Below are 25,175 nucleotides of genomic sequence, written 5' to 3'. Positions count from 1 at the left end.
CAGAGGCCATCAGCGTTCGCTGACGACAGCGCATAGGTTGGGATGAGCCTGCGAACCCCAACACATTGACGCTTGAGGATACCGATGTCGGGGTTCACTTCGTTCACCCCAACCTATGCGCTTGCCGTCGCCGCGCACCGCACCAAGCCTGCTCACGAAACGAATTTGCCTTTCACTGGTCGCCCGGCGGCAAGGGGAGACTCTTCGACATGAAGTACCGCTTCCTTCCGTGCGGATAGTCTGGCAGCTCGCCGAACACGATGTAGCCGTGCCTTGAGTAGAAATCCAGCGCCTGCCAATCGAAAGTGTCCAGGCGCGCCGAATGCGCGCCAAGCAAGGTTGCCTGCTGTTCGCACGCAATGAGCAACCTGGATCCGAGATCCTTGTTGCGCGCGTACTCATCGACCCAGAGGACGTGAACCTCCAGCCATCCCAGTGCGACCTCCGCGACCACGCCGGCCATCAAGCCGCCGGCACCATCTCTGACGACCAGCTGGATGGGTAAGAACTTGATCTCACCGATGGCCGCATCGTTGAATGCCCTCAGATGTGCGCACACAAGCTCTGCCTCATCGCCAGAGGCATGGCCGATGAGTAGCTCTTCCATGGCCATCAACACTCGATGACGTTGACGGCCAACCCGCCGCGACTGGTTTCCTTGTACTTGTCCTGCATGTCGCGGCCGGTGTCGCGCATGGTCTTGATCACCTTGTCCAGGCTGACCTTGTGCTTGCCGTCGCCGCGCATGGCCATGCGGCTGGCGTTGATCGCCTTCACCGCGCCCATCGCGTTGCGCTCGATGCACGGGATCTGCACCAGCCCGCCGATCGGATCGCAGGTCAGGCCCAGGTTGTGCTCCATGCCGATCTCGGCCGCGTTCTCCACCTGGCTGGGACTGCCGCCGAGTGCGGCGACCAGCCCGCCGGCGGCCATCGAACAGGCCACGCCGACCTCGCCCTGGCAACCGACCTCGGCCCCGCTGATGCTGGCGTTCTCCTTGTAGAGGATGCCGATGGCCGCCGCCGTCAGCAGGAAGTCGAATACCCGCTGTTCGCTGTTGCCCGGGCAGAAGCGGTCGAAGTAATGCAGCACCGCCGGGATGATGCCGGCCGCGCCGTTGGTCGGTGCGGTGACCACGCGTCCGCCGGCGGCGTTCTCTTCATTCACTGCCAGCGCGTACAGGTTCACCCAGTCCAGCACCGTCAGCGGATCGCGCATCGCCGCTTCGGGCTTGCTGGACAGTTCCCGGTGCAGGGTCGGTGCGCGGCGGGAGACATGCAGGCCGCCGGGCAGGGTGCCTTCCTCGCGGATGCCACGGGCCATGCACGACTGCATGGCACCCCAGATCGCGCGCAGGCTGTCGCGGATCTCGTCCTCGCTGCGCCAGGCCTTCTCGTTCTCGAACATCAGCGCCGCGATGCTCAGCCCGCTGCGCTGGCACTGGGCCAGCAGCTCATCGCCGCTCTTGAAGGGATACGGCAGCGGGGTCTCGTCGGCCACGATGCGGTCCGAAGCGGCATCGTCCTGATTGACCACGAAGCCGCCGCCGACGGAGTAGTAGTCGCGGGTGGCGATGACCTCATCGCTGGCGTCATACGCGGTAAAGCGCATGCCGTTGGTGTGGTAGGGCAGCTTCTGCCGCTTGTTCATCAGCAGGTCGCGCTTCTCGTCGAAGGCGAGCTCATGCGTGCCGCCGAGCAGGATGCGCTTGCCAGTGCGGATGCGTTCCAGCGCCGGCGGGATGATGTCCGGGTCGATCTCGTTGGGGTAGTGGCCTTCCAGGCCCATCAGCACGGCCTTGTCGGTGCCGTGGCCGCGGCCGGTCAGAGCCAGCGAGCCGAACACCTCGGCGCGGATGCGCGCCACGTCCTGCAGCCGCCCGGCATCGACCAGCCAGCGGCCCACGAAGCGCGCCGCCGCCCGCATCGGCCCCACCGTATGCGAGGAGCTCGGACCGATGCCGATCTTGAACAGGTCGAACGTGCTGACTGCCATGCTGCAAAAACCGCCGTCGAAAAAAGGCCGCTATTCTAAGCACGTAGACGCCACATGCCCTTCACTCCTCAGCCGCGATGCCCCTGATCCTCTACCAGCGCGACGATTGCCACCTGTGCGACCTGGCGCTCGACATACTCGCGCACGCACGCATTCCCGAGTTCGAAAGCGTTTTCATCGATGAAGACGACGCTTTGGAAGCGCGTTACGGCATCCGCGTCCCTGTGCTGCATCGCAGCGATACCGGTGCGGAACTGGACTGGCCCTTCGATGCCGGTGCGGTGGGGGCGTTCCTGCACCCGTAAAGCTGTCCGTTGACGGAACGGACGCACGACGGTGCGCCAGTGCACGGGACGGCCGCGCTAGGTGGGTCCCTCCAGGCGGGGTTACCCATGGCATCGATACGTGGAGTGTGGCTGACGCTCGTGGTCGCAGGTGCCTGCGTGCCGCTCGCGACCGTCGGCGGTGTCCACGACGACGATCCCGCACTGCGCCGGATGCACGGCGAGTTCGTCGATGCCTTCGTGGATAGCCGGGGCTTCGGCAGGATGCGCGTCACGCCGATGATGGCGCGCATGCGCGACGCCCGGTTCGAGGCCGTGGATGAGCACGGGCGCTGCGTGATCGAAGTGGAACTGGTCGGTGTCGCTCGGCACGACCCGCCGGTGGTCCATGCCGCGAGTTTCATGGGGTTCCAGCACCCCGATGGCGATTCCGGCCTGCGTGCGCCACCGGCCTCCACGCGCGGCCTGCACGCGTGGGAGCGCGAGGCGCTGGCCGCGCTGGCGTCGGGCAGGGAGCTGGTCGTGCAGGACACGCCGCGGGGCGAACGCGCGATGGGTGCGATCCGCGCGCGCCCGGCATGTCTGTCATGCCACGAAGATCATCGCGAGGGCGACGTCCTGGGCGCCCTCGCTTACGGACTGGGACGCTTCTCGATATCCGCGCAGGCAGCGGAGCGGCGTTCCTGCGAGCCCGCGCTCGTCGCGTCGTCGCGCTGACGGAGGCAGCGCGCAGGATCGTCCAGCTGCCGATCCAGGAAGCCGATCACATGGTCGGTATAACCGGCAGGATCGTGCGCAAGGAAGTCCACGTGGGCGGCGTCGGGCAGCAACCAGAATGATTTCGGCGCGCGTGCGCGCCCGTACATCGCACGCGACTCGGCCGGCAGCGTATGCCGGTCCTGTCCGCCCGCGACCACCAGCACCGGTGCGCCGAGGTTTGCGATGCGGTCGATGGGGGAAAGTTCTCGAACGGGAATGCCGAGCCGCCACTCGGCCTGCATCGCCAGCAGTGGCGAGAGCGTGGCTGCGGTGTCGCCCAGCCGCATCGCGATGCGGTTGCGGATGGCCTGGCGCGCATCGGAATACACGGCTTCCAGCACCACCGCGTCAAAGCCGCTGGGCTGTGGCCCCAGCACCACCGATGCCCCGCCCAGCGACACGCCGATCACGGCACGCTTCTCGCCGGGACGTTGTTCGTGCATCCAGTCGCGCGCCGCTGTCACGGCGGCGGCTTCACGCCAGCCGAGCGTGATCGCGTCGCCCGGACTTTCGCCATGCGCTGGAAGGTCGATCAGCAACACCGCGTATCCATGTCGCGACAACAGCCGGGCGCGCCCCAGCATCGCGCGACGGTCCGAACGGATGCCATGCAACAGCAGCACGCTGGCACGGCCTGGTTCTCCGGCGATCCACCAGCCCGCAACAGGGGGCGCCTGCGGGACGGCGATATCTACCTCGCGTGCGTGGAGATCCGCGGGAGGCGGACCGATCACCGCGGGCCGCGGTGCGACGAGCGTGCCGCCAAGCCACCACAGGCCGGCGGCACCGGCCGCGCACAGCAGCACGGTGGCGATGCCGAGACGAAGCAGCAAGCGTCGCCCGCGCATCGGTTTTTTTACTTGGCGGGCTTCAACAAGACCCTGGTGCTGATCGCCACGTCATTCGGAATCGTCGAGGTGTCGGCCCAGTCGCCGCCGCCGACGCCGAAGTCCAGGCGCTTCACCGTCGCCTTGCCGGCGAGCACCGGCTGCGCGCCCGGGGTCCAGGTGAAGGTCAGCGTGACCGGCTTGCTGACGCCGCGCAGCGACAGCGTGCCGTCGGCCGCGTACTGGTTGCCGCCCAGCGAACGGAACTTCGTCGCGGTGTAACGGGCCTGCGCGAACTTGGCGACGTTGAAGAAGTCGCTGGACGTCAGCGTGCCGTCGCGGTCGCCGTTGCCGGTCTGCGTGCCCGCCAGCTGGATGGTGACGTCGAGCTTGCTGGTCGCGAGCTGCGCCGGATCGAAGCTCAGCGTGGTGGCGAAGCCGCCGAACTTGCCGGTGAAGGTTTCACCCTGGTAGTTGCTGGCGAACACCAGCGTGGAGCCGGGCGCCTGCACGTAGTCGGCCGCCATGGCCGGTACGGCGGCCAGCAACAGGGAGGCGAGCGCCAGGCGCGCGCATTCACGGATTTTCATCGGGGGAATCCTGCGGGGTGGGGGAAGAGGGAAGGGGCGAAGCGGCGGCCGGCGCGGCGACGGCGGTGCGCCGGCCCGGCAGCATGCGGCGCAGCGTGGCGTCGCCCTGGAACAGATGGTGGTACAGCGCGGCGCCGGCATGCGCCATCACCAGTACCACCAGCACCCAGAACAGCAACTCGTGCGCGCCTTCTGCGGCTTCATGCACGCTGTCGCTGCGTCCGGTGATGGCGGGCAGGTTGAACAGCTTGAACCACTGCAGCGGATAGCCCGCGGACGAGTTCAGCACCCAGCCCGACAGCGGAATGGCGAACAACAGCGCATACAGGAAGAAGTGCGTCACCGAGGCGATGCGCTGTTGCCAGGTCGGCGTGCCGGCGACCGGTGCAGGTGCCCCGGCATAGACACGCCACAGCACGCGCAGCACGACCAGCGCCAGGATGGTCAGGCCGATCGACTTGTGCAGCGCGTAGATGTTGATCTTGCGCGGCCCGTTGGGCAGGTCGCCCATCGTCAGGCCCAGGTAGGCCATGACCAGGATCAGCACGACGATGGTCCAGTGGAACAGCTGGCTGACGGCGCCCCAGCGCTCGTCGGTGTTCTTCAGGGTCATGGCGTCGGCTCCTGAGTGGAAGGGGAAGGCGGGATGGTCGTGTCGTCGTCGGCCTTGCCGTCGTAGGTGGCTTCCGCTTCGATGCGAAGTTCCACTTCGTCGCCGATCACCGATTTCCACGCAGTGATGCCGAAATCGGCGCGGCTGAGCTGGGTGGTGGCGGAGAAGCCCACCGTGCGCCGGAACGGCGGCATGGGATGGCGTTTGATGGCGTTGAGGGTCACGTCGAGGACGACTTCGCGCGTCACCCCGCGCAGGCTGAGGTCGCCGACCACGCGGGCATGCGTGGCATCGACCGGTTCCACCCGCGTGGACACGAAGCGCGCTTCCGGATGTCCTTCGGCGTCGAGCAGCGACTTCGCCAGGGTGGCCTTGTTCCAGTCGCCATCGCCCAGGTCGATGCGTGCGACCGGCACGCGGACGTCGACGCGTGCGCGCGTCCAGTCGTCCGGATCGAACACCAGCGTGCCGGTGCTGCCCGAGACGGTGCCGAGTGCGTTGGAGAAACCGGCATGCGAGATCGCGAACATCACGCGCGTGTGTACGGGGTCCAACGTGTACCCCGCCAGCGTGTCGCGCGCGAACGACGCGGCAGGCACCAGCGCCAGCAGGCAGAGGCTGCGCATCAGCAGGCGGCGGGCGGTCGATCCGGGCATGGGGACGGATTCTAGGGGCCGGTCCATGAAGATACCCCGCTTGCGCGTGCAACGGTCCGTTGCGACGATGCCGGGCGGGGGACGACAGGGAAAGAGGGGCGGTCAGGAATGGTGATGCGTGCGTGGTGGTTGCTGCTGTTCTGCCTGGTGTGCGCACCTGCACCCGCGACGGTGCCGGAGATTCCGCGCTTCCGCCTGCTGGGCGCCGGCGACGGCCTGCCCTCCACGACGATTCCTGCGCTGGCGCGCGATCGTGCCGGCCACCTGTGGATCGCGACCTGGGACGGCCTGGCCCGCTACGACGGCGTCGGCTTCAAGGTCTGGCGGCACGATCCTGCCGATCCCGCCTCGTTGCCCGGCAACGTCGTGCAGGCGCTGCACGTCGATGCGGCGGACCGCGTGTGGGTAGCGACCGAGAACGGCGGTCTCAGCGTGATGGACGTGGACCGTCGCGGCTTCCGCCACTACCGCAAGTCCGATCATCCGCAAATGGGCAGCGACGAGGTGTTCGCCATCGCCAGCCGTGGCGGCGACGTGTGGTTCGGTACCTTCGGTGGCGGATTGCACAAGCTGGCAGCGGACGGCCGCATCACCCGCTACGCGGCGTCACCCGACGGTGGCGAAGGCCTGCCGTCGGACAACGTACTGTCGCTGGCCTTCGATACGAAGGGTGCGCTGTGGATCGGCACCATGGGTGGCCTGGCGCGATTCGACGGCACGCGGGTCGAGCGTCTCGCACTGCCTGCGGGAGACGGTCAGATCGTCTACTCGGTGACCGCCGACAACGAGGCGATCTGGGTGGGTGCGTCGGACGGCGTGCATCGCTGGTCGCAGGAGGGCGGATGGGTGTCGCCGCCGTGGTCGCCGATGTTCGCGCGCCCCAACGCACTCATCGCGATGACCAGCGATGGCGAGGGCGAGTACTGGCTGGCCAGCCAGGGCGGGTTGTGGCGCACGGAGGGCGATCGCGCCCCGGCGCCAGTGAACTACGACGCGCAGAGTGTGGGCATCGGCCGCGTGCTGCAGACCGTGCTTGTGTTGCCGGACGGTGGCCTGTGGGTGCCGGTGCCGACACGGGGCCTGGCTTACCTGCGGTCGGACTGGCGGCGCATCGCCGCGTTCTCGCCGGCGCAGGGGCTCGGCGGCGGACTCTATCGCGGGCTGTCGCAGGCCGGTGACGGCGGTGTCTGGATCGCCAGCAGTACCGGCAAGGTGGAACGTCTGGATACGCGCAGCGGTCATGTCACGCCCTTGCCGCAGCACGCTGCCCTGCTCGGAGAACTGCGGCTGACATCGTTGCGGCAGGATCGCCATGGCAACCTGTGGATCGGCCACCGCAACGGGCTGATCCGCGTCGACCCGCGGACCGGTGCACTACGGCAATGGTCGCAGCAAGGCCAGGACGCGGTGCCGGACGGCACGTCGATCGACTGGCTGGTCGAAGCGAAGGACGACACGCTGTGGCTGGTCACGCAGATGGGCAGCGTGCAGCAGCGCGACATCACCGATGGACGCGTATTGCGCACCATCGTCAAGCAGGAGGACGGCAGCGGCCTGCCCGACATCGAGGGCCTGGCGGTCGCGCCCGACGGACGCGCCTGGCTGGGTGGCGCTGCCGGCATGATGGTGTGGGACGAGGCGGCGGGCCGCTTCGTCGCGGTGGGCGCGATGGGCGGCGAGCGCGTGTATGCGTTCGCCTTCGAGCATGCCGACCGCCTCTGGCTGCATCGCATGTCGGGCGTGGAGGCCTGGCGCCGCGACGGCACCCGCTGGGTGCGCGAACGCAGGATCGGTGCGGCGGAAGGACTGCCTGCCGTCGAGTCGACCGGCCTGACGGTCGACCTGCAGCGACGGGTCTGGCTGGGCACGCGCCGCGGCCTGTTCCGCATCGACCCCAACCTGCACGGCTCGCGTGCCCTGCTGCGCAACTTCGGCGTGCGCGAGGGACTGCTCAGCCAGGAGCTCAACGATCGCGGGCTGTTGCTGACGCGGGACGGCCTGCTGGTGTCGACCGCTGCCGACGGGTCGGTCGCGCTGCTGGACACGCAGTTGCCGGACCCCAGGCCGGTGACGCCGAACCTGGTGCTCGACAGCCTCCAGGTCAGCCGCGGCGACGACGTGCTTGCGCTGCGGATCGACCAGCCCCTCGTCCTGCAGCCCGAGGACCACGAACTGCTCGTCGGCACGCGCCTGCTGAGCTACGAGAATCCGCTGGGCAATCGCTACCGCTCGCTGCTGGAAGGGTTCGACAGCGGTTGGGTGGACCAGGGCGCCAGCGGCGAGCGTGTGTTCTCCGCGCTCACCCCTGGCCGTTACCGGCTGCGGGTGCAGTCCTTCGACGCTGCGGGCAATGCCTCGCGCGAACTGCAGGTGCCGGTGCACGTGCTCCCGCCGTGGTGGCGGAGCGCATGGGGGCTGGCCCTGTTCACGGTCCTGGGGGTGCTGCTGCTGCTCGCCGCCGCCGCGGCGTACCGACGGCGCGTGCGCCGCAGGAGCGCGTGGCAGCTGGCCGAACACAAGCGCGAAGTGGCCGAACAGGCATCGCTGGCGAAGACCCGCTTCCTGGCCACGCTCGGCCACGAGATCCGCACACCGATGACCGGCGTGCTCGGCATGACGGAACTGCTGCAGGCCACGACGTTGGACGAGCGGCAGACGGGCTACACCGACGCCATCCAGCGTGCCGGCACGCACCTGCTGAGGCTGGTCAACGATGCACTGGACCTGGCGAAGATCGAAGCGGGCAAGCTCGAACTCCAGCAGGTCGAGTTCGACCTGCACGCGCTGGTCTCGGACGTCGTCGCGCTGATGGGACCGGTCGCGGGCAAACGTGGCCTCGCGTTCCAGGATGGCATCGCCGCCGGTGTGCCGCGCGTGGTGCGCGGCGATCCGCTGCGGTTGCGTCAGATCCTGCTCAACCTGCTGGGCAATGCGATCAAGTTCACCGAGTCCGGCCATGTGTCGCTGCATGCGCTGCCGCTGGCGCCGCAAGGCGTGCGGCTGGTGGTCGGCGACACCGGCCCCGGCATCAATGCCGAGCAGCAGGCCCGGCTGTTCCGCCGCTTCGAGCAGGCCGAAGGCGCGCAGACGACGGCGCGCTACGGCGGCAGCGGCCTGGGCCTGGCGATCTGCCAGGAACTGGCGGTGGCGATGGGCGGGCGGATCGACGTCGACAGCGCACCGGGCAAGGGCACGCGTTTTTCCGTCGACCTGCCGTCCCTGCAGGTCGTGGCCGCAGGCGACGAGTACCCGGTGCCCGCGGCGGACACCGAGCAGGCGACGCCTGTCGGACCGCTGCACATCCTGCTGGTCGAGGACGATGCGACGGTCGCCGATGTCGTGGCCGGACTGCTCCGCGCGCGCGGCCATCGCGTGACCCACGCGCCTCACGGACTGGCGGCGTTGACCGAAGTGGTGACGACGGCGTTCGACATGGCTTTCCTCGATCTCGATCTTCCGGGCCTGGACGGCATGGCGCTGGCGCGCCAGTTGCGCTTGCATGGCGTGACCACGCCGTTGATCGCCCTGACCGCGCGCACCGACGCCGAAGCCGAGCCGCTGGCGCGGCAGGCGGGGTTCGACGACTTCATCCGCAAGCCGGTCACCGGCGACATGCTGGCGGCGGTGATCGCGACACAGATCGAGCGGGGCGCAGCGCCGGCACAGGAGGACACGCCTTGAGGATGATGGCCCGTTGGCTCTGCGCGGCCGCACTGGCGATGGTCGGCCCGGTGGCGGCAGAGGGGTCGGCCGAGACGCCGGAACCGCCGTTGCTGGGCGACTACATCACCGACTCGCGCGCGCTGTATCCGTTGCGCGTGGGCGACTGGGAAGCGATGGGCGAGAAGCGTTACGAGCGGCAGGAACTGGGCGTGTCGGTGCGCTACCAGGACACGCGCAAGCCGGACCGCTGGATGGACCTGTACCTGTATCCGGCCGGCGTGATGTTCGACCCGGCCTTCGAACGCGTGTTCCAGTACAGCATCGACGAGATCGTGCAGATCGCGCGCGACCGTAACGCGGGCGATGTCCGCCTGGCCCACGCACGCACGTTCGCCACGGCGCCGGCCGCGGGCGAAGGCATGCTCGGCGACCTGGCGGTGAAGGCGCGTTCCTTCGCGATGGAAGTGCCGATGCGCGACAAGCGCTACTTGTCCGTGCTCGCGATGACCGTGCGTGATCTCTACTTCATCAAGGTGCGCTACAGCGTGGAGGCCGGCAGCGTGTCCGACGAAGACGTGCAGCGCCAGGCGGAAACCTTCCTCGCCGGTTTCGCGGCGGACATCCGGGTGCTCAATACCGGCAGCTGCCGGCAGGAACTGCAGGTGCGGCCGATGCCCGTCGGCAGCGCGCGTCCCGACACGGTGCTGGCCAGCACCAACGAAGGGCAGGGCGACGAGATGTGGATCGCCGACGACGCGGTCTACCTGCGCCCGGCCATCATCGGGAACGCCACCACGGCCGACAGGCTGAAGGCCGAGGCCCAGTCCATCCGCAACGCGCTGCGCGGGCGTTGCGTATCGCCGGAAGCCATGGAGATCCTGGTGCCCGATGGCATGCGCGAGATCCGGTTCGAGTATCGCCTGCCTGCAGGCGGCAGCGACGGTACGGTGCCGCGGCTGAGAAGTCCGCGCTCGGGCCTGGGCTGACGCGCTCAGCGCAGCCGGCGCGCTTCCATCACGCCCGCGATGGGGTCGTAGTAGAACCAGTCGCTGCCGTTGTCGTCGAGCCAGTCGATGCGCGCACGCGCGGTCGCTGGAACGTGGCAGAGCACGCCTTCACCGTAGTCGTCACCGGGCGGGGAAGGCGCAGGCGGTGCGTCCGCGAACAGGTCGTCCAGCGACGCCGGCTTCCTGCCCCAGGTCAGGCAGTCGGCGTCGCGGCTGCTGTCGTCGGGCCAGCCCATGCGGTCCCAGAACGCCGCCCGCCCCTGCTCGCCCAACCGGTGCGCCTCGACGACCTCGCCGTCGCCGGTCGAGGTGAGGCGCCATTCCGTGCCCACGTCCTGCACGCGCCATACGACCTCGTCGGCGTCATGGGTCGCGCCGTGGCCGTACTCGCCGGCGAACGACATCGGTTCGCCGGCAAATGCGCTGGAGGACAAACCGACCAGGCTTATCAGACAGAGCAGGCGCATCGCCTCAGTCCGCCCAGGCTTCGACGTACAACGTGCGGGCGGCATCGTCGGGATCGGGGTGGACCCAGATGCCGCCGGCTTCCGAGGTCGGCAGGTGGAAGCCGTCGCCGGTCGCCAGCATGTGGCAGGCAGCAGCGGGAGATTCTTCCGCCAGCGTCCGTGCCAGGCAGGCGTCTTCGATGAAGTCCCGGACCTTCGGGCCCGCGGCAGCGAACGGTACGGCCAGCACGTACTGGTGGTCGCCCCAGCGCTGCGAATCCATCAGTCGCACCTCGGTCACCGGCTGGCCGGCGAGCTGGACGCGATCGGGATGCAGCACCGCGCGCGCGGTCACCGCGGTCAGGGTCCGCTGGTCGTCGTCGGCCAGGGTGTCTTCGCAATCCAGTTCGACGCGCGCCACGCGCGTGCGCCACCCGGGTGGCAGCTCGTCCAGGCGGCGGGCACGGATGCGGTCGCAGCCGGGCGTCGCATCCAGACCGGGCGCGGCGTGCTCGCCGGGCACCACCATCACCAGTGCGGGAAAATCGCCGCCGGCGACCCGCAGGACATGCGCGGGGCTGGCCTCCTCGGCACGGACGCGCGCGCCGGCCACCAGCAACAGGCCGGCAGCGGCGGGGGCAAGCAGGTGGCGGCATTCCATTGCGTCACTCCGGCGGCGGGGAACGGCTGGGTCAGCGTGCGCTGTAGGCGTGGACTTCGTCCACCAGCACGGCGACGTGGTCGGGATTCATGTCCGGCGACATGCCGTGGCCCAGGTTGAACACGTGGCCGTCGCGCGAACCACCGTTGCCGTCGCGGTAGCTGTCCAGTGCGCGGCGCACCTCGCGGCGGATCGCGTCGGGCGAGCCGTACAGCGTGGCCGGATCCAGATTGCCCTGCAGCGCGACCTTGCCCTGCGTGCGGCGCGCGGCCTCGCCCAGTTCGACCAGCCAGTCCACGCCAACGCCGTCGGCGCCGCTCGCGGCCAGGTCTTCCAGATAGGCGGCCGTGCCCTTGCCGAACAGGATCAGCGGGGCGCGCTCCGCGCCTTCGCCGCGGTCGAGTTCCTGCGCGATGCGCTGCAGGTACGGTAGCGAGAATTCGCGGTACATCGCCGGGCTCAGCACGCCGCCCCAGGTGTCGAACACCTGCAATGCCTGCGCGCCAGCCGCGCGCTGCGCAGCAAGGTAGGCGATCACCGCGTCGGTGTTGACCGACAGTAGCTGGTGCAGCGCGGCGGGTTCGTTCAGCGCCATTGCCTTGATGCGGGCGAAGTCCTTGCTGCCACCGCCTTCCACCATGTAGCAGGCCAACGTCCACGGGCTGCCGGAGAAGCCGATCAGCGGCACCTTGCCGTCCAGTTCGCGGCGGATCACGCGCACGGCGTCCATCACGTAGCGCAGTTCGGTCTCCATGTCCGGCACGCCGAGCTTCGCCGCGTCGGCGGCGCTGCGCACGGTGCGTTCGAACTTCGGGCCTTCGCCTTCGACGAAGTACAGGCCCAGGCCCATCGCGTCGGGAATGGTCAGGATGTCGGAGAACAGGATCGCCGCGTCCAGGTCGAAACGGCGCAGCGGCTGCAGGGTCACTTCGCAGGCCACGTCCGGGTTCTTGGCCATGCCGAGGAAGCTGCCGGCCTCCTTGCGCGTGGCGCGGTACTCCGGCAGGTAGCGGCCGGCCTGGCGCATCAGCCACACGGGCGTGCGGTCCACGGGTTCGCGGCGCAGGGCGCGCAGGAAGCGGTCGTTCTTCAAATCGGTCATCGGGGGATCCGGGGGGAAGTTACTTGGGCGCGTCGGCGCCGCGGGCGAACATCAGTTGGAAGCCGCGCTTGAGGTGGCTGTCGCGAGCCTTCTCGAAGGCGGCGTTGGCCTCGTCCTGCAGCAGGTACTGCTCGCGCTTCAGCGACGCGCGGCCGCCGATCTGTCCGGTTTCGCGCAGCAGCTCCCAGCCGCCGAACAGGTCGGGCTGCAGGGTCAGCTGGACGTAGCGGGGGGCTTCGCCCGCGTCGGGGCGCTGCTGGAGGAAGACGCGCATGGCGATATTTTAGCCGGACGGCTTGTCAGGCGGACAGCACGGCCAGTACGCGGGTCTCGTCCACGTCCGGCACCACCTCGGCCTGTCCCAGCCCCCGCCACAGCACCAGGCGCAGGCGGCCGGCCAGGTTCTTCTTGTCCAGCCGCATGCGGGCCAGCAGGGCCTCGGGCGCCAGGCCTGCGGGAATACGGGTCGGCAGGCCGTACGCAGTCAGCAGCGTCTCCAGGCGGTCGGCATCGCCGGCCGGAGCCATGCCCAGGTCGGCGGACAGGCGTGCCGCCAGCACCATGCCGACCGCCACGGCCTCGCCATGGTTAAGGTTGTCGTTGCCCAGGCCGCCGTAACCCTGTTCGGTCTCGATGGCATGGCCGAAGGTGTGGCCCAGGTTGAGCAGCGCGCGTTCGCCCTTCTCCAGCGGATCGCGGGCGACGATCTCGGCCTTGTGCTCGCAACTGGCGGCGATGGCCAGCGCCAGCGCCTCGCCATCCATCGCCAGCAGTGCTTCGCGTTCCTGTTCCAGCCACTGGAAGAAGCGGGCGTCGCGGATGGCGCCGTACTTGATCACCTCGGCCAGCCCCGCACGCAGTTCGCGTGGCGGCAGCGTCGCCAGTACCGAGGTGTCGGCGAACACCGCGCGCGGCGGATGGAACGCGCCGACCAGGTTCTTGCCCTGCGGGATGTCGACCGCGGTTTTGCCGCCGACCGACGAGTCCACCATCGACAGCAGTGTCGTGGGCACCTGCACGCAGTCCACGCCGCGCATCCAGCATGCCGCCGCGAACCCGGCCAGGTCGCCGACCACGCCGCCGCCCAGCGCGACCACGCAGGCATCGCGGGTGGCACCGAGCGTCGCCAGCGCGTCGATGGCATGGCCGAAGTGGGCCAGCGTCTTCGATTCCTCACCGGCCGGCAGGATGAAGGTGCCGATGGCGAGATCCGGTCGCGCGGCGTGCAGCGCTTCGCGCACGGTGCCGGCATACAGCGGCGCGACGATGGAGTCGCTGACCAGCAGCACGTGGCGACCGCGGACGTGCTGCGCCAGCGCGGTGCCGTCCGACAGCAGGCCGGGGCCGATCGCGATGGTGTAGGGAATCTCGCCGCCGACGTCGACGGTGCGGAGCTGGTTCATGCATTCTCTTCGATGGGTTGCCAGCGGTGCGCCAGCAACTGGGTCAGGCGGGCCGTCGCCTCGGGGGGCGTCAGTCCGTCGGTATCCAGGGTCAGGTCGGCGACCTCGCGGTAGAGCGGCTCGCGCGCCACCGCCATGTCATGCAGCACCTGTTCGCGGTCCGGTCGCTGCAGCAGCGGACGGTTGGTGCAGCGGCCGAGGCGCTTCAGCTGGGCGTCCACACTGACTTGCAGGTAGACCACGTAGCCGCGTTGTTTCATCTGTATCCGATTGTCGGCGTCCAGCACAGCACCGCCGCCGGTCGAGATGAGCTGGCCGTGGCCGGCCAGCAGCTCCTGCAGGGTGGCCTTCTCGCGCTCACGGAAGCCGGCCTCGCCCACGTGTTCGAACAGCGTGGCGATGCTGGCGCCAGTGCGGTCGACGATGGCCTGGTCCGCGTCCACGAACACCAGCCCGAAGCGCTCTGCCACGCGCTTGCCGATGGAGGTCTTGCCGGCCCCCGTGGGGCCGACCAGGATCAGGTTGGGGGCCGGATTCATGATGGGCAGATGCTAGCACCGCGCACCCGCGCGCGTGGCGTGGCGTTAACACCGGCGGGACTACGGTGGCCCTCCGGCGCTGTGCCGGGTGAACGAACGGGAGTGCGCCATGTCCGTCGCCAAGATCATCGAAGTCAACGCTTCGTCGAAAACCAGCATGGAAGATGCCGTCAAGGTCGGCCTGAAGAAGACCTCCGAGACGGTAAAGAACATCAAGGGCGCCTGGGTCAACGAGATCAAGGTGGTCACCGACGATGGCGGCAACGTGCAGGAGTGGCGCGTCAACCTGCGCATCACGTTCGTGGTGACGTGAGGCGAGGACGTGTTCCCCTGTAGGAGCGACGTGAGTCGCGACCGCTGACCCTGTGCGGCCGGAAGGTCGGCGACGGGCGAAGCATCCGATCACCATCGGGTTTCATTGGCCGTTGTGTCGTGCGGTCGCGACTCACGTCGCTCCTACAAGGGAAGCAGAGGCCTGCGATCCTCATCCAGCCGGACAACCCGATCCGCCGTGACCGGCAGCGTCGTCAGCAGATGGCGGCTGGTACGTTCGTAGTGCTGGATGAAACGGTCCAGCCGTGCGCGGTCCATCCCCCCGCGCGCGGGATCGCGCGCCACCATCGCCTGTTCCTGCTGCCAGCGCCACGTACGCACGATGTCGAAGCTGGGCGGTTGCAGGAACCACAGGGCATCGATCCGTGACCACAGCGCGGGATAGTCGCGCCGCAGGGCCTCGTTGCAATAGCGTCGCCAGCGGCCGTCGGCATCCTCGTCGCGCTCCAATGCGTTGCAGGGCGAGACCAATGCCGCTTCATCCTCGGCGACGGCGCCCAGGCACCAGCCTTCGAACAGGACCAGATCGACGCGTCCCTCTACGCGTATCCAGGCAGCATCCGCCACGCGATCGTCGGCCAGCTTGTCGAAGCGGGGCAGGGCGATGTCCTCGCCTTCGCGCAGCGCGTCCAGCACGCGGCAGCCGAGGGCCACATCGTGCGTGCCGGGCGGTCCGCGCGTGGCCAGCAGCGGATGGACATCGTGGGCCAGCTGCCGGCGCTGGTCGCGGGTCAGGTACAGGTCGTCCAGCGACAGGACGGCCACGCGCAGGCCGTCGGCCTCGGCGCGCGTGGCGATCTGCCCCGCCAGCGTCGATTTGCCGCTTCCCTGCAGCCCGCTGATGGCGAAGACCGGTGTGCGTGGCGCCAGGCCGCGGGCAGAGGCGAATGCCTCGGCCACGAGGGCATCGGGAAAACCGTCGGGATGCGTTGCCTGCGTCATCGCGCGACAATAGCGCATGCCCGATGCGCGGGCGCTGCCTGACGACGCCATGACCGATCTGTACGCCGAAGCCCTGTCCACGTTCGCCACGCTGTTCGGCGAAGCGAAGGCCGCGGGCACCGAAGTAGAGCCGAACGCGATGACCGTCGCCACCGCCACGCCGGACGGTCGTCCGTCCGCACGCACGGTGCTGCTCAAGGCCTTCGATGCGCGCGGCTTCGTCTTCTACACGCATACGCACAGCCAGAAGGGTCGCGAGCTGCACGACAACCCGCATGCCGCGCTGCTCTTCCTGTGGCGCAGCCTGCGCGATGCGGGCATCCAGGTGCGCGTGGAAGGGGCGGTGAGCCCGGTCGACGATGCCGAGGCCGATGCGTACTTCGCCTCGCGTCCGCGCCAGAGCCAGCTCGGTGCCTGGGCGTCGATCCAGTCGGAGACGCTGGATTCGCGCGAGGCGTTCGATGCGCGCATGGACGAGGTCGAGGCACGCTTCGCGGGCGCCGACGTGCCGCGTCCGGACGGCTGGAGCGGTTACCGTGTGGCACCGGAGGCGATCGAGTTCTGGTACGGCGCGCAGTTCCGCCTGCACGAGCGCTGGCGCTACGAACGCGATGCCGCGGGTGCCTGGAGCAAGCGGATGCTGTTCCCTTGAGCATTCGTGTGCGCGCTGCGTCCGCGACCGACATCGATGCGTGGGCCGCGATGCGCGTAGCCCTCTGGCCCGATGCCGATCCCGGTGAACTCCGCACCGAGGCGCTGGCCTGGGACAGCGGCAACGGCATCGCGCTCATCGCCTTCGACGACAACCACCAGGCCATCGGCATGGCGGAGGCCAGCCTGCGCCACGATTACGTCAATGGCACCGACAACTCGCCGGTCGGTTTCCTGGAGGCCTGGTACGTCGATGCCGACCATCGCGGGTGTGGCGTCGGTCGCGCACTGATCGCTGCGGTGGAAGCGTGGACACGCGCGCGAGGTTGCAACGAGCTGGCGTCCGACGCCCTGCTCGACAACACGGCCAGTCATGCGGCGCATGCGGCCTGCGGCTTCGAGGAAACCGAGCGTGTGGTGTACTTCCGCAAGGTGCTGGACGCATGAGCATCGGCCCGCATCGCATCGTCTGCCTGACCGAGGAGCCGACCGAGACGCTGTACGCGCTCGGCGAACAGGACCGCATCGTCGGCATCAGCGGCTTCACCGTGCGACCGCCGCAGGCACGCAAGGAGAAGCCGAAGGTCAGCGCGTTCACCAGTGCCAAGATCGGCGAGATCCTGGCGCTGAAGCCGGATCTGGCCATCGGCTTCTCCGACATTCAGGCGGACATCGCGGCGGAGCTGGTCCGGCAGGGCGTGGAAGTGTGGATCAGCAACCATCGGAGCGTGGACGGCATCGTCGACTATGTGCGGCGGTTGGGCGCGCTGGTCGGTGCGGCCGAACGGGCCAACGCCTACGCCGATACGCTACAGCACGGGATTGACGAGGTGCGTACGCAGGCGGCGCGCCTGCCGCGCCGGCCGACGGTCTACTTCGAGGAATGGGACGAGCCGCAGATCACCGGCATCCGCTGGGTATCGGAACTGATCGGCATCGCCGGAGGAGACGACGTCTTTCCGGAGATGGCGAAGGAATCGCTGGCCAGGCACCGCATTCTCGCTGACGGCAGCGAGGTCGTGCGCCGCGCGCCGGACATCATCCTGGGTTCGTGGTGCGGCAAGAAATTCCGCCCCGACCGCGTCGCCGCGCGGCCGGGCTGGGACGCCATCCCCGCAGTGCGTGACGGTGAGCTGCACGAAATCAAGTCGCCGCTGATCCTGCAACCGGGCCCGGCTGCGCTGACCGATGGGGTGCAGGCGATCGCGGCGATCATCCGGCGGTGGTCGGAGCGGCACGCCTGAATCGGCGGCGCTTCTGTAGGGTACGGGATGGTGGGCGTGGGAGCGACGTAAGTCGCGATGAGCCACCGCGGTGCTTCATCGCGACTTACGTCGCTCCCACAGGAAGGACCTCTCCGGTGGGTTATCCCCGCGGACAGTGCCTGTTTCGCCTCAGAAGTTCCGTTGGAACTTCACCGTCTCGCTGCGTCCGCCCGACGTCACCACCACTTCGAAGCGGTAGGAATCGCGTGGTGAGATGCGCGCGGTACCGATGTGGTCCAGGTAGCCCCCGGCATCCACCTTGCGCAGCGTGATGGTTTGGCGTGCGCCGGACAGGTCATGTGCGATGACACTGACATCGCCGTCTGCATCGACCTCTTCGCCGCCGGCTACCTTGCGCAGGGCGACCAGCACCAGTGCGGTCGCCGCGTCGCGGGGAACGCCGTACTGCTTGGCGACCGCTTCACTCAGCGACAGGGTGGGCAAGGCGTTGTAGCGCACGCGCAGGTCGCCGAAGTCGGCTTCGGCCGGTGCGGCCTGCACGAACTCCGCGGAGCGCGGCGCTTCGCCGCCGGAGCAGGCGGACAGCAGGGTCGGAAGAGTGAGCAGTATCAGCAGGCGCGAGCGAAGCATGGCGGGAGCTCCAGTTGCGAAGGAGAGACGCGCACGGTGGTCGTCGGATCTCGGACGGCGTCGAACGACGCCTAGCTCAACACTACGGCCAACTCCGCGATCACCTTGTCGTCGCGAACAATAGCGTAACCGTCCCAGCCGGCGGAGTTGGCCCACTGGTGACCGGGTGCGACCAGTCTCACCACGCGATCGCCTTGTTCGAACGTCGACTTGAACCGGATCCATTCCTGGTCGTCGGGCCCTAGAACCTGCTCGGCTTCCGACAACGAGCTTGGTGTGATGGTCCAGCCGGCCGCCGCGAGGTCGGGCAGTCTGTCCAGGGACGCTGCCGCAGGCGGGGGCGTTTCAACGGCGAGCGTCCAGCCCGATTCGGCAAGATCCTTCACTTCGGGCTCGCGCTTGCAGGCACAGATCGCCAGTACGAAGAGGCCAGCCAGTATCAGGGGCGTTGCTCGCGGAGGCCCGTGCACGCGGCTTATCCGTCGTTCGCCGCCGACAGCTCGGCGCCACGCACGGTCGCCGCATGCACGGCCTTCGCCACCAGGGCTTCGAAGCCGCCCCTCTGGAACGTCTCGATGGCCGCCTGGGTGGTGCCGTTCGGCGAGGTGACGCGGCGGCGCAGTTCCGCTGGGGTCTCGCCGCTCTCGGTCAGCATGCGCGCGGCGCCGAGTACGGTCTGCAACACCAGCGTGCGCGACGCTTCCGGGGACAGGCCTTCCGAGACGGCGGCCGCTTCCATCGCCTCGGCCAGCAGGAACACGTAGGCGGGACCGCTACCGGAGACGCCGGTCACGGCATCCATCTTCGCCTCGCTGTCGATCCACACCGTCGGGCCTGCGGCCGACAGCAGCAGTTCCGCGCGCTGGCGGCCGGCGTCGTCGACCTCGTCGCTGGCGTGCAGGCCAGTGACGCCGGCGCCCAGCATGGCCGGCGTGTTCGGCATGCTGCGCACCACCGGCACGCCGCCGCCCAGCCAGCGCTGCATCTGCGCGCCGGTGATGCCCGCGGCGATGGACACCGTCAGCGGACGCTGCGCCTGTGCGCGTGGTGCGAGGCTTTCGCACACCGTGCGCATCACCTGTGGCTTCACCGCGAACAGCCAGGTGTCAGCGCCGTAGACCGCTTCACCAGCCTCGGAGAAGACCTGCACGCCGAAATCCGCGGCCAGCGCGGCACGCAGCGGTTCCGCCGGCTCGGCCACGCGGATGCGCGAAGGATCGGCGCCGCGCTTGAGCAGGCCACCAATCAGGCTGCGCGCCATGTTGCCGCCGCCGATGAAGGCCAAGGGGTGCGTCAGGAGCGAGGAATGCGAGGCGGTCATGGCGTCAGGCTCAGGCTGAAAGCTGGGGGAGCGGCACGGCGTGGATGCGTGCCTCGAACCGGTGGGCGAGGTCGTCGTCGCCGGCATAGGTCAGGGCGATGTCGCCGGTCCAGGTGATGTCGAAGCGGTCGCTGTCGCCGACGCGCTGGAAGGCGATGCGGTGATTGGCCACGCTGTCGTGGCCGAGCAGGTAGATATGGAACGAGAGATCGTCCAGTTCGACGCCGGCCAGCGTGCCACCGGCGATCGCATCGACCTCGAACGTCCGGCCGTCCAACCAGTCGGGGGTGAAGTCGCCGGTCGCGCAGAGGGGGAAGCCGCGGTCGTTGTCCCAGTACGTCGACGACAGCGTGCAGCGATGGTAGTTGCCCCAGACGATCGGGGATTCCCAGTCGGTGCGCTCGTCGTCGATGGTCTCGCCGTCCTCTTCGTCCTCGATGTCGCGCTCGGCGTAGTAGTCCGCGCTGCGAAGATGCAGGTCGCACCACACCACGCTGTCGAGCACGCGTACCGTCCAGGCGAACTCCGTCACCGCGTGGCCTTCGGGCCACGGGTTGCCGGAAAAATGGATGCGGTCCAGGACGGGGTCCATACGCTACTTCGCCGGCCGCGCGCCGAACAGCGCGGTACCGATGCGGACCATCGTGGCGCCATATGCGATGGCCTGGGCGAAGTCGTCGCTCATTCCCATCGACAAGGTATCCACGTCCGTGTGGCGTGCGGCCAGTGCGGTGTAGAGCGCCTGCATGCGGACGAACGCCGCCACGCGCAGGGCGGGGTCGGCATGCGGGGCGGGGATCGCCATCAGCCCGCGCAGGCGCAGCGCCGGCTCCGCGGCGATGGCGTCGGCCAGCGCGTCGATCTCGTCCGGCCGACAGCCATGCTTGCTGGCCTCGTCGTCGATGTTCACCTGGATCAGCACGTTCAGTGGCGGCCGGTCCGTGGGGCGATTCCGTGACAGGGCGCCGATCAATTTGTGACGGTCTACCGTTTGCACCCAGTCGAACACGCGCGCGGCAACGTCCGCCTTGTTGGACTGCAGATGGCCGATGAGGTGCCATTCCAGGTCCATGTCCGCCAGTTCGGCGATCTTGCCCTGCGCCTCCTGCACGTAGTTCTCGCCGAAGGCACGCTGTCCGGCATGGGCCAGTTCGGCGACGGCGGAGGCCGGTTTCAGCTTGGACACGGCCAGCAGCGCGGGCCGTGGCCGATGCGCGTCTTTGGCTACGTTTTCAAGACGTTGCAGGGTCTCGCTGAGGGTGTCGGCGAGCATGTTGGTCCAACCATTGGCGGGGACGGCGAGGGCGCTATACTGCCCTCCGGGGAATCAAGGTTCCAGTTCGCAGCAACTTGGGGAAGCAGCGTCATGGATATCGCCGAGCTCTTGGCGTTTTCGGTAAAGAACAAAGCATCCGACCTCCACCTCTCGGCCGGCCTGCCGCCGATGATCCGCGTGGATGGCGACGTACGCCGCATCAATATCCCGGCGCTCGACCACAAGCAGGTGCACGCGCTGGTCTACGACATCATGTCGGACAAGCAGCGCCGCGACTTCGAAGAATTCCTCGAGGTCGACTTCTCGTTCGAGATTCCCTCGCTGGCGCGCTTCCGCGTTAACGCGTTCAACCAGAACCGTGGCGCCGGTGCGGTGTTCCGTACCATTCCCTCGGAAGTGCTGACGCTGGAAGACCTCGGCTGCCCGCCGCTGTTCCGCGAACTGATCCAGCAGCCGCAGGGCCTGATCCTGGTGACCGGTCCGACCGGCTCGGGCAAGTCGACCACGCTGGCGGCGATGATCGACCACATCAACAAGAACGAGTACGGCCACATCCTCAGCGTCGAGGATCCGATCGAATTCGTGCACACCTCGCAGAAGTGCCTGATCAACCAGCGCGAAGTGCACCGCGACACGCACGGCTTCAACGAAGCGCTGCGTTCGGCGCTCCGTGAGGATCCCGACTACATCCTGGTCGGCGAGTTGCGCGACCTGGAAACCATCCGCCTGGCGCTGACCGCCGCGGAAACCGGCCACCTGGTGTTCGCCACTCTGCACACCAGCTCGGCGGCCAAGACCATCGACCGCATCATCGACGTGTTCCCCGCCGGCGAGAAGCCGATGGTGCGTTCGATGTTGTCCGAGTCCCTGCGCGCGGTCATCTCGCAGGCGCTGCTGAAGAAGATCGGCGGCGGCCGTACCGCGGCCTGGGAAATCATGGTGGGCACCCCGGCCATCCGCAACCTGATCCGCGAGGACAAGGTGGCGCAGATGTACTCGGCCATCCAGACCGGCCAGAACTACGGGATGATGACGCTGGACCAGCATCTGCAGGACCTGGTGAAGCGCAGCCTGATCACGCGCCAGCAGGCCAAGGAATACGCGAAAGAAAAGCGCCTGTTCGAGTAACGGCCGTGCGGCGCCGCCACCGGCGGCCGCCGTCCCGCGGCTTCTTCCGTCTCACGGAGCATCGCCATGAGCACCATCGACTTCACCTCCTTCCTCAAGCTGATGGCGCACCAGAAGGCGTCGGACCTGTTCATCACGTCCGGCATGCCGCCGTCCATCAAGGTGCACGGCAAGATCTCGCCGATCACGCAGACGCCGCTGACCTCGCAGCAGTCGCGCGACCTGGTGCTGAACGTGATGACGCCGGCGCAGCGCGAGGAGTTCGAGAAGACCCACGAGTGCAACTTCGCCATCGGCGTGGCCGGCGTGGGACGCTTCCGCGTCAGCTGCTTCTATCAGCGCAACCAGGTCGGCATGGTGCTGCGTCGCATCGAGACGCGCATCCCGACCATCGAAGAGCTGAATCTGCCGCCGGTCATCAAGACGCTGGCGATGACCAAGCGCGGCATCATCCTGTTCGTCGGCGCGACCGGCACCGGCAAGTCCACTTCGCTGGCGGCGATGATCGGTTACCGCAACCAGAATTCGACCGGCCACATCATCACGATCGAGGACCCGATCGAGTTCGTGCACAAGCACGAGGGCTGCATCATCACCCAGCGCGAGGTCGGCATCGACACCGACAGCTGGGAGGCCGCACTGAAGAACACGCTGCGCCAGGCGCCGGACGTGATCATGATCGGCGAGGTGCGTACCCGCGAGGGCATGGACCACGCCATCGCCTTCGCCGAAACCGGCCACCTGGTGCTGTGTACGCTGCATGCCAACAACGCCAACCAGGCGATGGACCGCATCATCAACTTCTTCCCGGAAGACCGCCGCCAGCAGCTGCTGATGGACCTGTCGCTGAATCTCAAGGGCGTCGTCGCGCAACAGCTGATCCCGACGCCGGACGGCAAGGGCCGCCGCGTGGCGATGGAAATCCTGCTGGGTACGCCGCTGGTGCAGGACTACATCCGCGATGGCGAGGTGCACAAGCTGAAGGAGATCATGAAGGAGTCGACCAACCTCGGCATGAAGACCTTCGACCAGGCTCTGTTCGAGCTGTATCAGGCCGGCGAGATCAGCTACGAGGACGCGCTGCGCTTCGCCGACTCGCAGAACGAAGTGCGCCTGCGCATCAAACTGGCCCAGGGCGGCGACGCCCGCACGCTGGCGCAGGGTCTGGACGGCGTGGAGATCGCGGAAGTCCGCTGATCCGGCCGTGGGATTCGAAGACTCGAAGGGGCGAGCGATCGCCCCTTTTCTTTAAGTAGTTAACCGCGTGCCCAAGGCGTGGGCCGGATGCAGCAACACTTCACGGAGGAAGCATGTCGCGTACTTTCCTGATCCTGGTTTCCATCCTGGTGGCCCTGGGTGCCGGGCATCACGCCTGGAAGCGCATCAAGGCGCACCTTGAGGCATCGATGATGGATGCCGCGATCGTCGAATCCTCCCGCAACTCGGTCCTGGTCTACGGTCGCGACGGCTGTGGCTACACCCGGCAGATGCTCGCCTCCCTGCAGAGCCGCAACATCCCGGTCACTTACGTCGATCTCGATCTTCCCCGTGCAAGCAGCGCGTTCCATGAGCGGTTCGACGGCACGGGGCTGGCGGGTCCTCGCGGCTATGCGCTGCCTGTCGTTGAAGTGGACGGGGAGGTCAGCATGCGGCCGACGCCCGATGTCGTGGCGTACCACTTCCAGACCCGGGATTGATCCGGCAACCGGCGCACAAGTCGCTCCGGAGGCCTGATCCAGCACGGAACCGGCCGGGGCTGCGCTACCATCCTTGCCAGCGGCGTGGACGCCGGTAGAGCCGGATGGGGAGCCATGACACGGATTTCCGAGGAGGCGGCGCCAACGCGCCATGACGCGACGGCCACCCGTCCGTCGTATGGAAGGATCGGACGGCTGCGTTACCTGATCTGGCTCTGCGCCATCTACCTGGTCATCCAGGTGATGAGCGTCGTGTGGCCGCTGTGGATAGCCTCCCTCCTGGGGGGGCTCGGGTGCTATGCGGTAGCGACGGTCCGCCGGGTCCGCGACCTGGGCCTGTCGAGCTGGTTCGCACTGCTGCTTGGATTGCCGCTCGTCAGCCTCGTCCTGCTGGTACTGCCGGGCACGCGCGCGTCCAACCGCCATGGGGATGCGCCGGCGCCCGCCTCCCGCAAGGAGTGGGCACTCGCACTTGTCCTGCTGATCACGACGCTCGCACTGCTGGTCGTCACGTGGATCGTCGTGATCGGTCCGGCATGGGCGCACTACAGCGCGGCGACGGCCGCCTGAGCGGGTCGCTCCGCGTCCTTTTCTCTGTTTGCACCGCTGCGTTTTTGCGGCCGCAGCCCGCCTGGTGAGTAGCAGCCCCGGCGCCGGGCTAAATGCATGGACACTTCGTCCATGCCAGCTGGCGCGGCCTTCATGGGAAAATCCTGGCGTCCCCGGTCCTGTCCGGGTGTGGACTCTGCCGTGCCCCCACAAAGCCCCTCCCGTTCCGAACCGGAAGTGATGTCGCCGCGCGACGGTGACCGTGCCGTCATCCGGCGTCCGCGCCACAGCCTGGCCGAAGATATCCAGGGCCTGACGATTGCGGCGGCGGTCAGTGCGTTGGGCATGAGCATCTTCGCCGCGGGCGGGATGATGCTGGGTGGCATGGCCGGCGTGTCGTTGCTGTTGCACTACGCCACGGGCTGGCCGTTCGGTGTGCTGTTCGTGCTGGTCAACCTGCCGTTCTACCTGCTGTCGATGCGCAGGATGGGATGGGAGTTCACGCTCAAGACCTTCATTGCCGTCGGCATCACCGGCTTCGTCGCGGACATGCTGCCGCGGCTGGCGGAGTTCGCCTTCATTACCCCGGTCTATTCGGCCGTGTTCGGTGGCGCGCTGGTCGGCATGGGCATCCTGTCCTTCATCCGCCATCGCGCCAGCCTCGGCGGGCTGGGCATCCTGGCGGTCTACCTGCAACAGCGCAGGGGATGGAGCGCGGGCAAGGTCCAGATGGCGTTCGATACGTGCATCATGCTGGCCGCCCTGAGCGTGCTGGAGCCGTCGAAGGTCGCGTGGTCGGCGCTGGGTGCGCTGGTGCTCAACCTGGTGCTGTACTTCAACCATCGCCCCGGCCGTTACATGGGCGTGTGAGGCGGAG

Annotated in this window: 31 protein-coding genes; 13 read left to right on the top strand and 18 right to left on the bottom strand. The window is 68.1% G+C overall.

What is annotated here, in order from left to right:
* Positions 1-172: 172 nt before the first annotated feature.
* A complete protein-coding gene (locus IB230_RS06710; protein ID WP_192270235.1) occupies positions 173-613 on the bottom strand; it encodes a GNAT family N-acetyltransferase in 441 nt (146 codons plus the stop codon).
* On the bottom strand, positions 613-1,995 hold the full coding sequence (locus IB230_RS06705; RefSeq protein ID WP_192270233.1) for an L-serine ammonia-lyase: 1,383 nt from the start codon (positions 1,993-1,995) through the stop codon (positions 613-615). The genes IB230_RS06710 and IB230_RS06705 overlap by 1 nt, the downstream gene beginning before the upstream one ends.
* A gap of 77 nt (positions 1,996-2,072) precedes the next feature.
* On the opposite strand from IB230_RS06705, the gene IB230_RS06700 reads away from it, so the two are divergent.
* Both IB230_RS06700 and IB230_RS06695 read left to right on the top strand, forming a co-directional pair.
* Entirely contained in the window at positions 2,073-2,300 is a 228-nt protein-coding gene (locus tag IB230_RS06700; protein ID WP_192270231.1) for a glutaredoxin family protein, read from the top strand.
* Positions 2,301-2,387: 87 nt separating this feature from the next.
* The gene (locus IB230_RS06695; RefSeq protein WP_192270229.1) at positions 2,388-2,996 is read left to right on the top strand and encodes a hypothetical protein; all 609 of its coding nucleotides are present in this window, start codon (positions 2,388-2,390) and stop codon (positions 2,994-2,996) included.
* Here the strand turns inward: IB230_RS06695 and IB230_RS06690 are convergent.
* Genes IB230_RS06690 through IB230_RS06675 form a run of 4 tightly spaced genes read right to left on the bottom strand, consistent with a single transcriptional unit; the run spans position 2,912 to position 5,694 of the window.
* Positions 2,912-3,871: an alpha/beta fold hydrolase gene (locus tag IB230_RS06690; RefSeq protein ID WP_192270227.1), complete on the bottom strand. Its 960-nt coding sequence runs from the start codon at positions 3,869-3,871 to the stop codon at positions 2,912-2,914. The genes IB230_RS06695 and IB230_RS06690 overlap by 85 nt on opposite strands.
* Before the next feature lie 23 nt (positions 3,872-3,894).
* Positions 3,895-4,455 carry a YceI family protein gene (locus IB230_RS06685; RefSeq protein ID WP_192270225.1) on the bottom strand — a complete coding sequence of 187 codons (561 nt, stop codon included), beginning with the start codon at positions 4,453-4,455 and terminating at the stop codon, positions 3,895-3,897.
* Positions 4,442-5,068: a cytochrome b gene (locus IB230_RS06680; protein ID WP_192270223.1), complete on the bottom strand. Its 627-nt coding sequence runs from the start codon at positions 5,066-5,068 to the stop codon at positions 4,442-4,444. The genes IB230_RS06685 and IB230_RS06680 overlap by 14 nt, the downstream gene beginning before the upstream one ends.
* Entirely contained in the window at positions 5,065-5,694 is a 630-nt protein-coding gene (locus IB230_RS06675; RefSeq protein WP_192271342.1) for a YceI family protein, read from the bottom strand. The genes IB230_RS06680 and IB230_RS06675 overlap by 4 nt, the downstream gene beginning before the upstream one ends.
* A 144-nt stretch (positions 5,695-5,838) precedes the next feature.
* On the opposite strand from IB230_RS06675, the gene IB230_RS06670 reads away from it, so the two are divergent.
* Together IB230_RS06670 and IB230_RS06665 are read left to right on the top strand one after the other, a co-directional pair.
* Entirely contained in the window at positions 5,839-9,405 is a 3,567-nt protein-coding gene (locus IB230_RS06670; protein ID WP_192270221.1) for a hybrid sensor histidine kinase/response regulator, read from the top strand.
* Positions 9,406-9,407: 2 nt separating this feature from the next.
* Complete coding sequence (locus IB230_RS06665) at positions 9,408-10,373, top strand: hypothetical protein (protein WP_225589227.1); 966 nt, start codon at positions 9,408-9,410, stop codon at positions 10,371-10,373.
* 5 nt (positions 10,374-10,378) lie between these two features.
* On the opposite strand, the gene IB230_RS06660 is transcribed toward IB230_RS06665, so the two are convergent.
* From IB230_RS06660 to IB230_RS06635, 6 genes are read right to left on the bottom strand one after another with little or no spacing between them, the layout of a single operon-like run.
* A complete protein-coding gene (locus IB230_RS06660; protein WP_192270217.1) occupies positions 10,379-10,861 on the bottom strand; it encodes a hypothetical protein in 483 nt (160 codons plus the stop codon).
* A 4-nt stretch (positions 10,862-10,865) separates the two neighbouring features.
* The gene (locus IB230_RS06655; RefSeq protein ID WP_192270215.1) at positions 10,866-11,501 is read right to left on the bottom strand and encodes a hypothetical protein; all 636 of its coding nucleotides are present in this window, start codon (positions 11,499-11,501) and stop codon (positions 10,866-10,868) included.
* A 31-nt stretch (positions 11,502-11,532) separates the two neighbouring features.
* Entirely contained in the window at positions 11,533-12,603 is a 1,071-nt protein-coding gene (hemE, locus tag IB230_RS06650) for a uroporphyrinogen decarboxylase (RefSeq protein WP_192270213.1), read from the bottom strand.
* Positions 12,604-12,622: 19 nt separating this feature from the next.
* Positions 12,623-12,877, bottom strand: a complete 255-nt coding sequence (locus IB230_RS06645) for a WGR domain-containing protein (protein ID WP_192270211.1) — start codon at positions 12,875-12,877, stop codon at positions 12,623-12,625.
* A 25-nt stretch (positions 12,878-12,902) separates the two neighbouring features.
* Positions 12,903-14,006 (bottom strand): 3-dehydroquinate synthase, encoded by a 1,104-nt coding sequence (gene aroB, locus IB230_RS06640; protein ID WP_192270209.1) that lies wholly within the window; start codon positions 14,004-14,006, stop codon positions 12,903-12,905.
* Positions 14,003-14,545 (bottom strand): shikimate kinase, encoded by a 543-nt coding sequence (locus tag IB230_RS06635; RefSeq protein WP_192270207.1) that lies wholly within the window; start codon positions 14,543-14,545, stop codon positions 14,003-14,005. The genes aroB and IB230_RS06635 overlap by 4 nt, the downstream gene beginning before the upstream one ends.
* Before the next feature lie 109 nt (positions 14,546-14,654).
* Between IB230_RS06635 and IB230_RS06630 the strand changes: the two genes are divergently transcribed.
* Positions 14,655-14,858 (top strand): dodecin family protein, encoded by a 204-nt coding sequence (locus tag IB230_RS06630; protein ID WP_192270205.1) that lies wholly within the window; start codon positions 14,655-14,657, stop codon positions 14,856-14,858.
* Positions 14,859-15,001: 143 nt separating this feature from the next.
* Here the strand turns inward: IB230_RS06630 and IB230_RS06625 are convergent, their stop codons facing one another.
* A complete protein-coding gene (locus IB230_RS06625) occupies positions 15,002-15,838 on the bottom strand; it encodes a kinase (RefSeq protein WP_225589226.1) in 837 nt (278 codons plus the stop codon).
* A 31-nt stretch (positions 15,839-15,869) separates the two neighbouring features.
* Between IB230_RS06625 and pdxH the strand changes: the two genes are divergently transcribed.
* Genes pdxH through IB230_RS06610 form a run of 3 tightly spaced genes read left to right on the top strand, consistent with a single transcriptional unit; the run spans position 15,870 to position 17,715 of the window.
* Entirely contained in the window at positions 15,870-16,472 is a 603-nt protein-coding gene (pdxH, locus tag IB230_RS06620) for a pyridoxamine 5'-phosphate oxidase (protein ID WP_192270203.1), read from the top strand.
* Complete coding sequence (gene aac(6') / locus IB230_RS06615; protein ID WP_343227263.1) at positions 16,469-16,918, top strand: aminoglycoside 6'-N-acetyltransferase; 450 nt, start codon at positions 16,469-16,471, stop codon at positions 16,916-16,918. The genes pdxH and aac(6') overlap by 4 nt, the downstream gene beginning before the upstream one ends.
* Positions 16,915-17,715, top strand: coding sequence for a cobalamin-binding protein (locus tag IB230_RS06610; protein ID WP_192270201.1), 801 nt, complete (start codon positions 16,915-16,917; stop codon positions 17,713-17,715). The genes aac(6') and IB230_RS06610 overlap by 4 nt, the downstream gene beginning before the upstream one ends.
* 150 nt (positions 17,716-17,865) lie before the next feature.
* Here IB230_RS06610 and IB230_RS06605 read toward each other — a convergent pair whose 3' ends face one another.
* The 5 genes from IB230_RS06605 to IB230_RS06585 all read right to left on the bottom strand — a co-directional run bounded on the left by IB230_RS06605 (position 17,866) and on the right by IB230_RS06585 (position 20,921).
* Positions 17,866-18,327, bottom strand: a complete 462-nt coding sequence (locus IB230_RS06605; protein WP_192270199.1) for a DUF4426 domain-containing protein — start codon at positions 18,325-18,327, stop codon at positions 17,866-17,868.
* A 71-nt stretch (positions 18,328-18,398) separates the two neighbouring features.
* A complete protein-coding gene (locus IB230_RS06600) occupies positions 18,399-18,713 on the bottom strand; it encodes a hypothetical protein (RefSeq protein ID WP_192270197.1) in 315 nt (104 codons plus the stop codon).
* Between the two features lie 89 nt (positions 18,714-18,802).
* Complete coding sequence (proC, locus tag IB230_RS06595) at positions 18,803-19,648, bottom strand: pyrroline-5-carboxylate reductase (protein WP_192270195.1); 846 nt, start codon at positions 19,646-19,648, stop codon at positions 18,803-18,805.
* Between the two features lie 10 nt (positions 19,649-19,658).
* Entirely contained in the window at positions 19,659-20,240 is a 582-nt protein-coding gene (locus IB230_RS06590; protein WP_192270193.1) for a hypothetical protein, read from the bottom strand.
* Between the two features lie 3 nt (positions 20,241-20,243).
* Positions 20,244-20,921 (bottom strand): YggS family pyridoxal phosphate-dependent enzyme, encoded by a 678-nt coding sequence (locus tag IB230_RS06585; RefSeq protein ID WP_192270191.1) that lies wholly within the window; start codon positions 20,919-20,921, stop codon positions 20,244-20,246.
* A gap of 93 nt (positions 20,922-21,014) precedes the next feature.
* On the opposite strand from IB230_RS06585, the gene IB230_RS06580 reads away from it, so the two are divergent.
* From IB230_RS06580 to IB230_RS06560, 5 genes are all read left to right on the top strand, one after another.
* A complete protein-coding gene (locus tag IB230_RS06580; RefSeq protein ID WP_062352229.1) occupies positions 21,015-22,052 on the top strand; it encodes a type IV pilus twitching motility protein PilT in 1,038 nt (345 codons plus the stop codon).
* 66 nt (positions 22,053-22,118) lie between these two features.
* A complete protein-coding gene (locus IB230_RS06575; protein WP_192270189.1) occupies positions 22,119-23,249 on the top strand; it encodes a PilT/PilU family type 4a pilus ATPase in 1,131 nt (376 codons plus the stop codon).
* Positions 23,250-23,362: 113 nt separating this feature from the next.
* On the top strand, positions 23,363-23,749 hold the full coding sequence (locus IB230_RS06570; protein WP_192270187.1) for a hypothetical protein: 387 nt from the start codon (positions 23,363-23,365) through the stop codon (positions 23,747-23,749).
* 114 nt (positions 23,750-23,863) lie between these two features.
* Positions 23,864-24,319, top strand: coding sequence for a DUF805 domain-containing protein (locus tag IB230_RS06565; RefSeq protein WP_192270185.1), 456 nt, complete (start codon positions 23,864-23,866; stop codon positions 24,317-24,319).
* Between the two features lie 219 nt (positions 24,320-24,538).
* Positions 24,539-25,168 (top strand): YitT family protein, encoded by a 630-nt coding sequence (locus tag IB230_RS06560; RefSeq protein WP_225589435.1) that lies wholly within the window; start codon positions 24,539-24,541, stop codon positions 25,166-25,168.
* Positions 25,169-25,175 lie beyond the last annotated feature (7 nt).

The organism is Pseudoxanthomonas sp. PXM01 (assembly GCF_014851815.1).
In the GTDB taxonomy this organism is placed as follows: domain Bacteria; phylum Pseudomonadota; class Gammaproteobacteria; order Xanthomonadales; family Xanthomonadaceae; genus Pseudoxanthomonas_A.
Note: the sequence above shows the minus strand (reverse complement) of the source record. Positions and strands in the feature narration are given on the sequence as shown.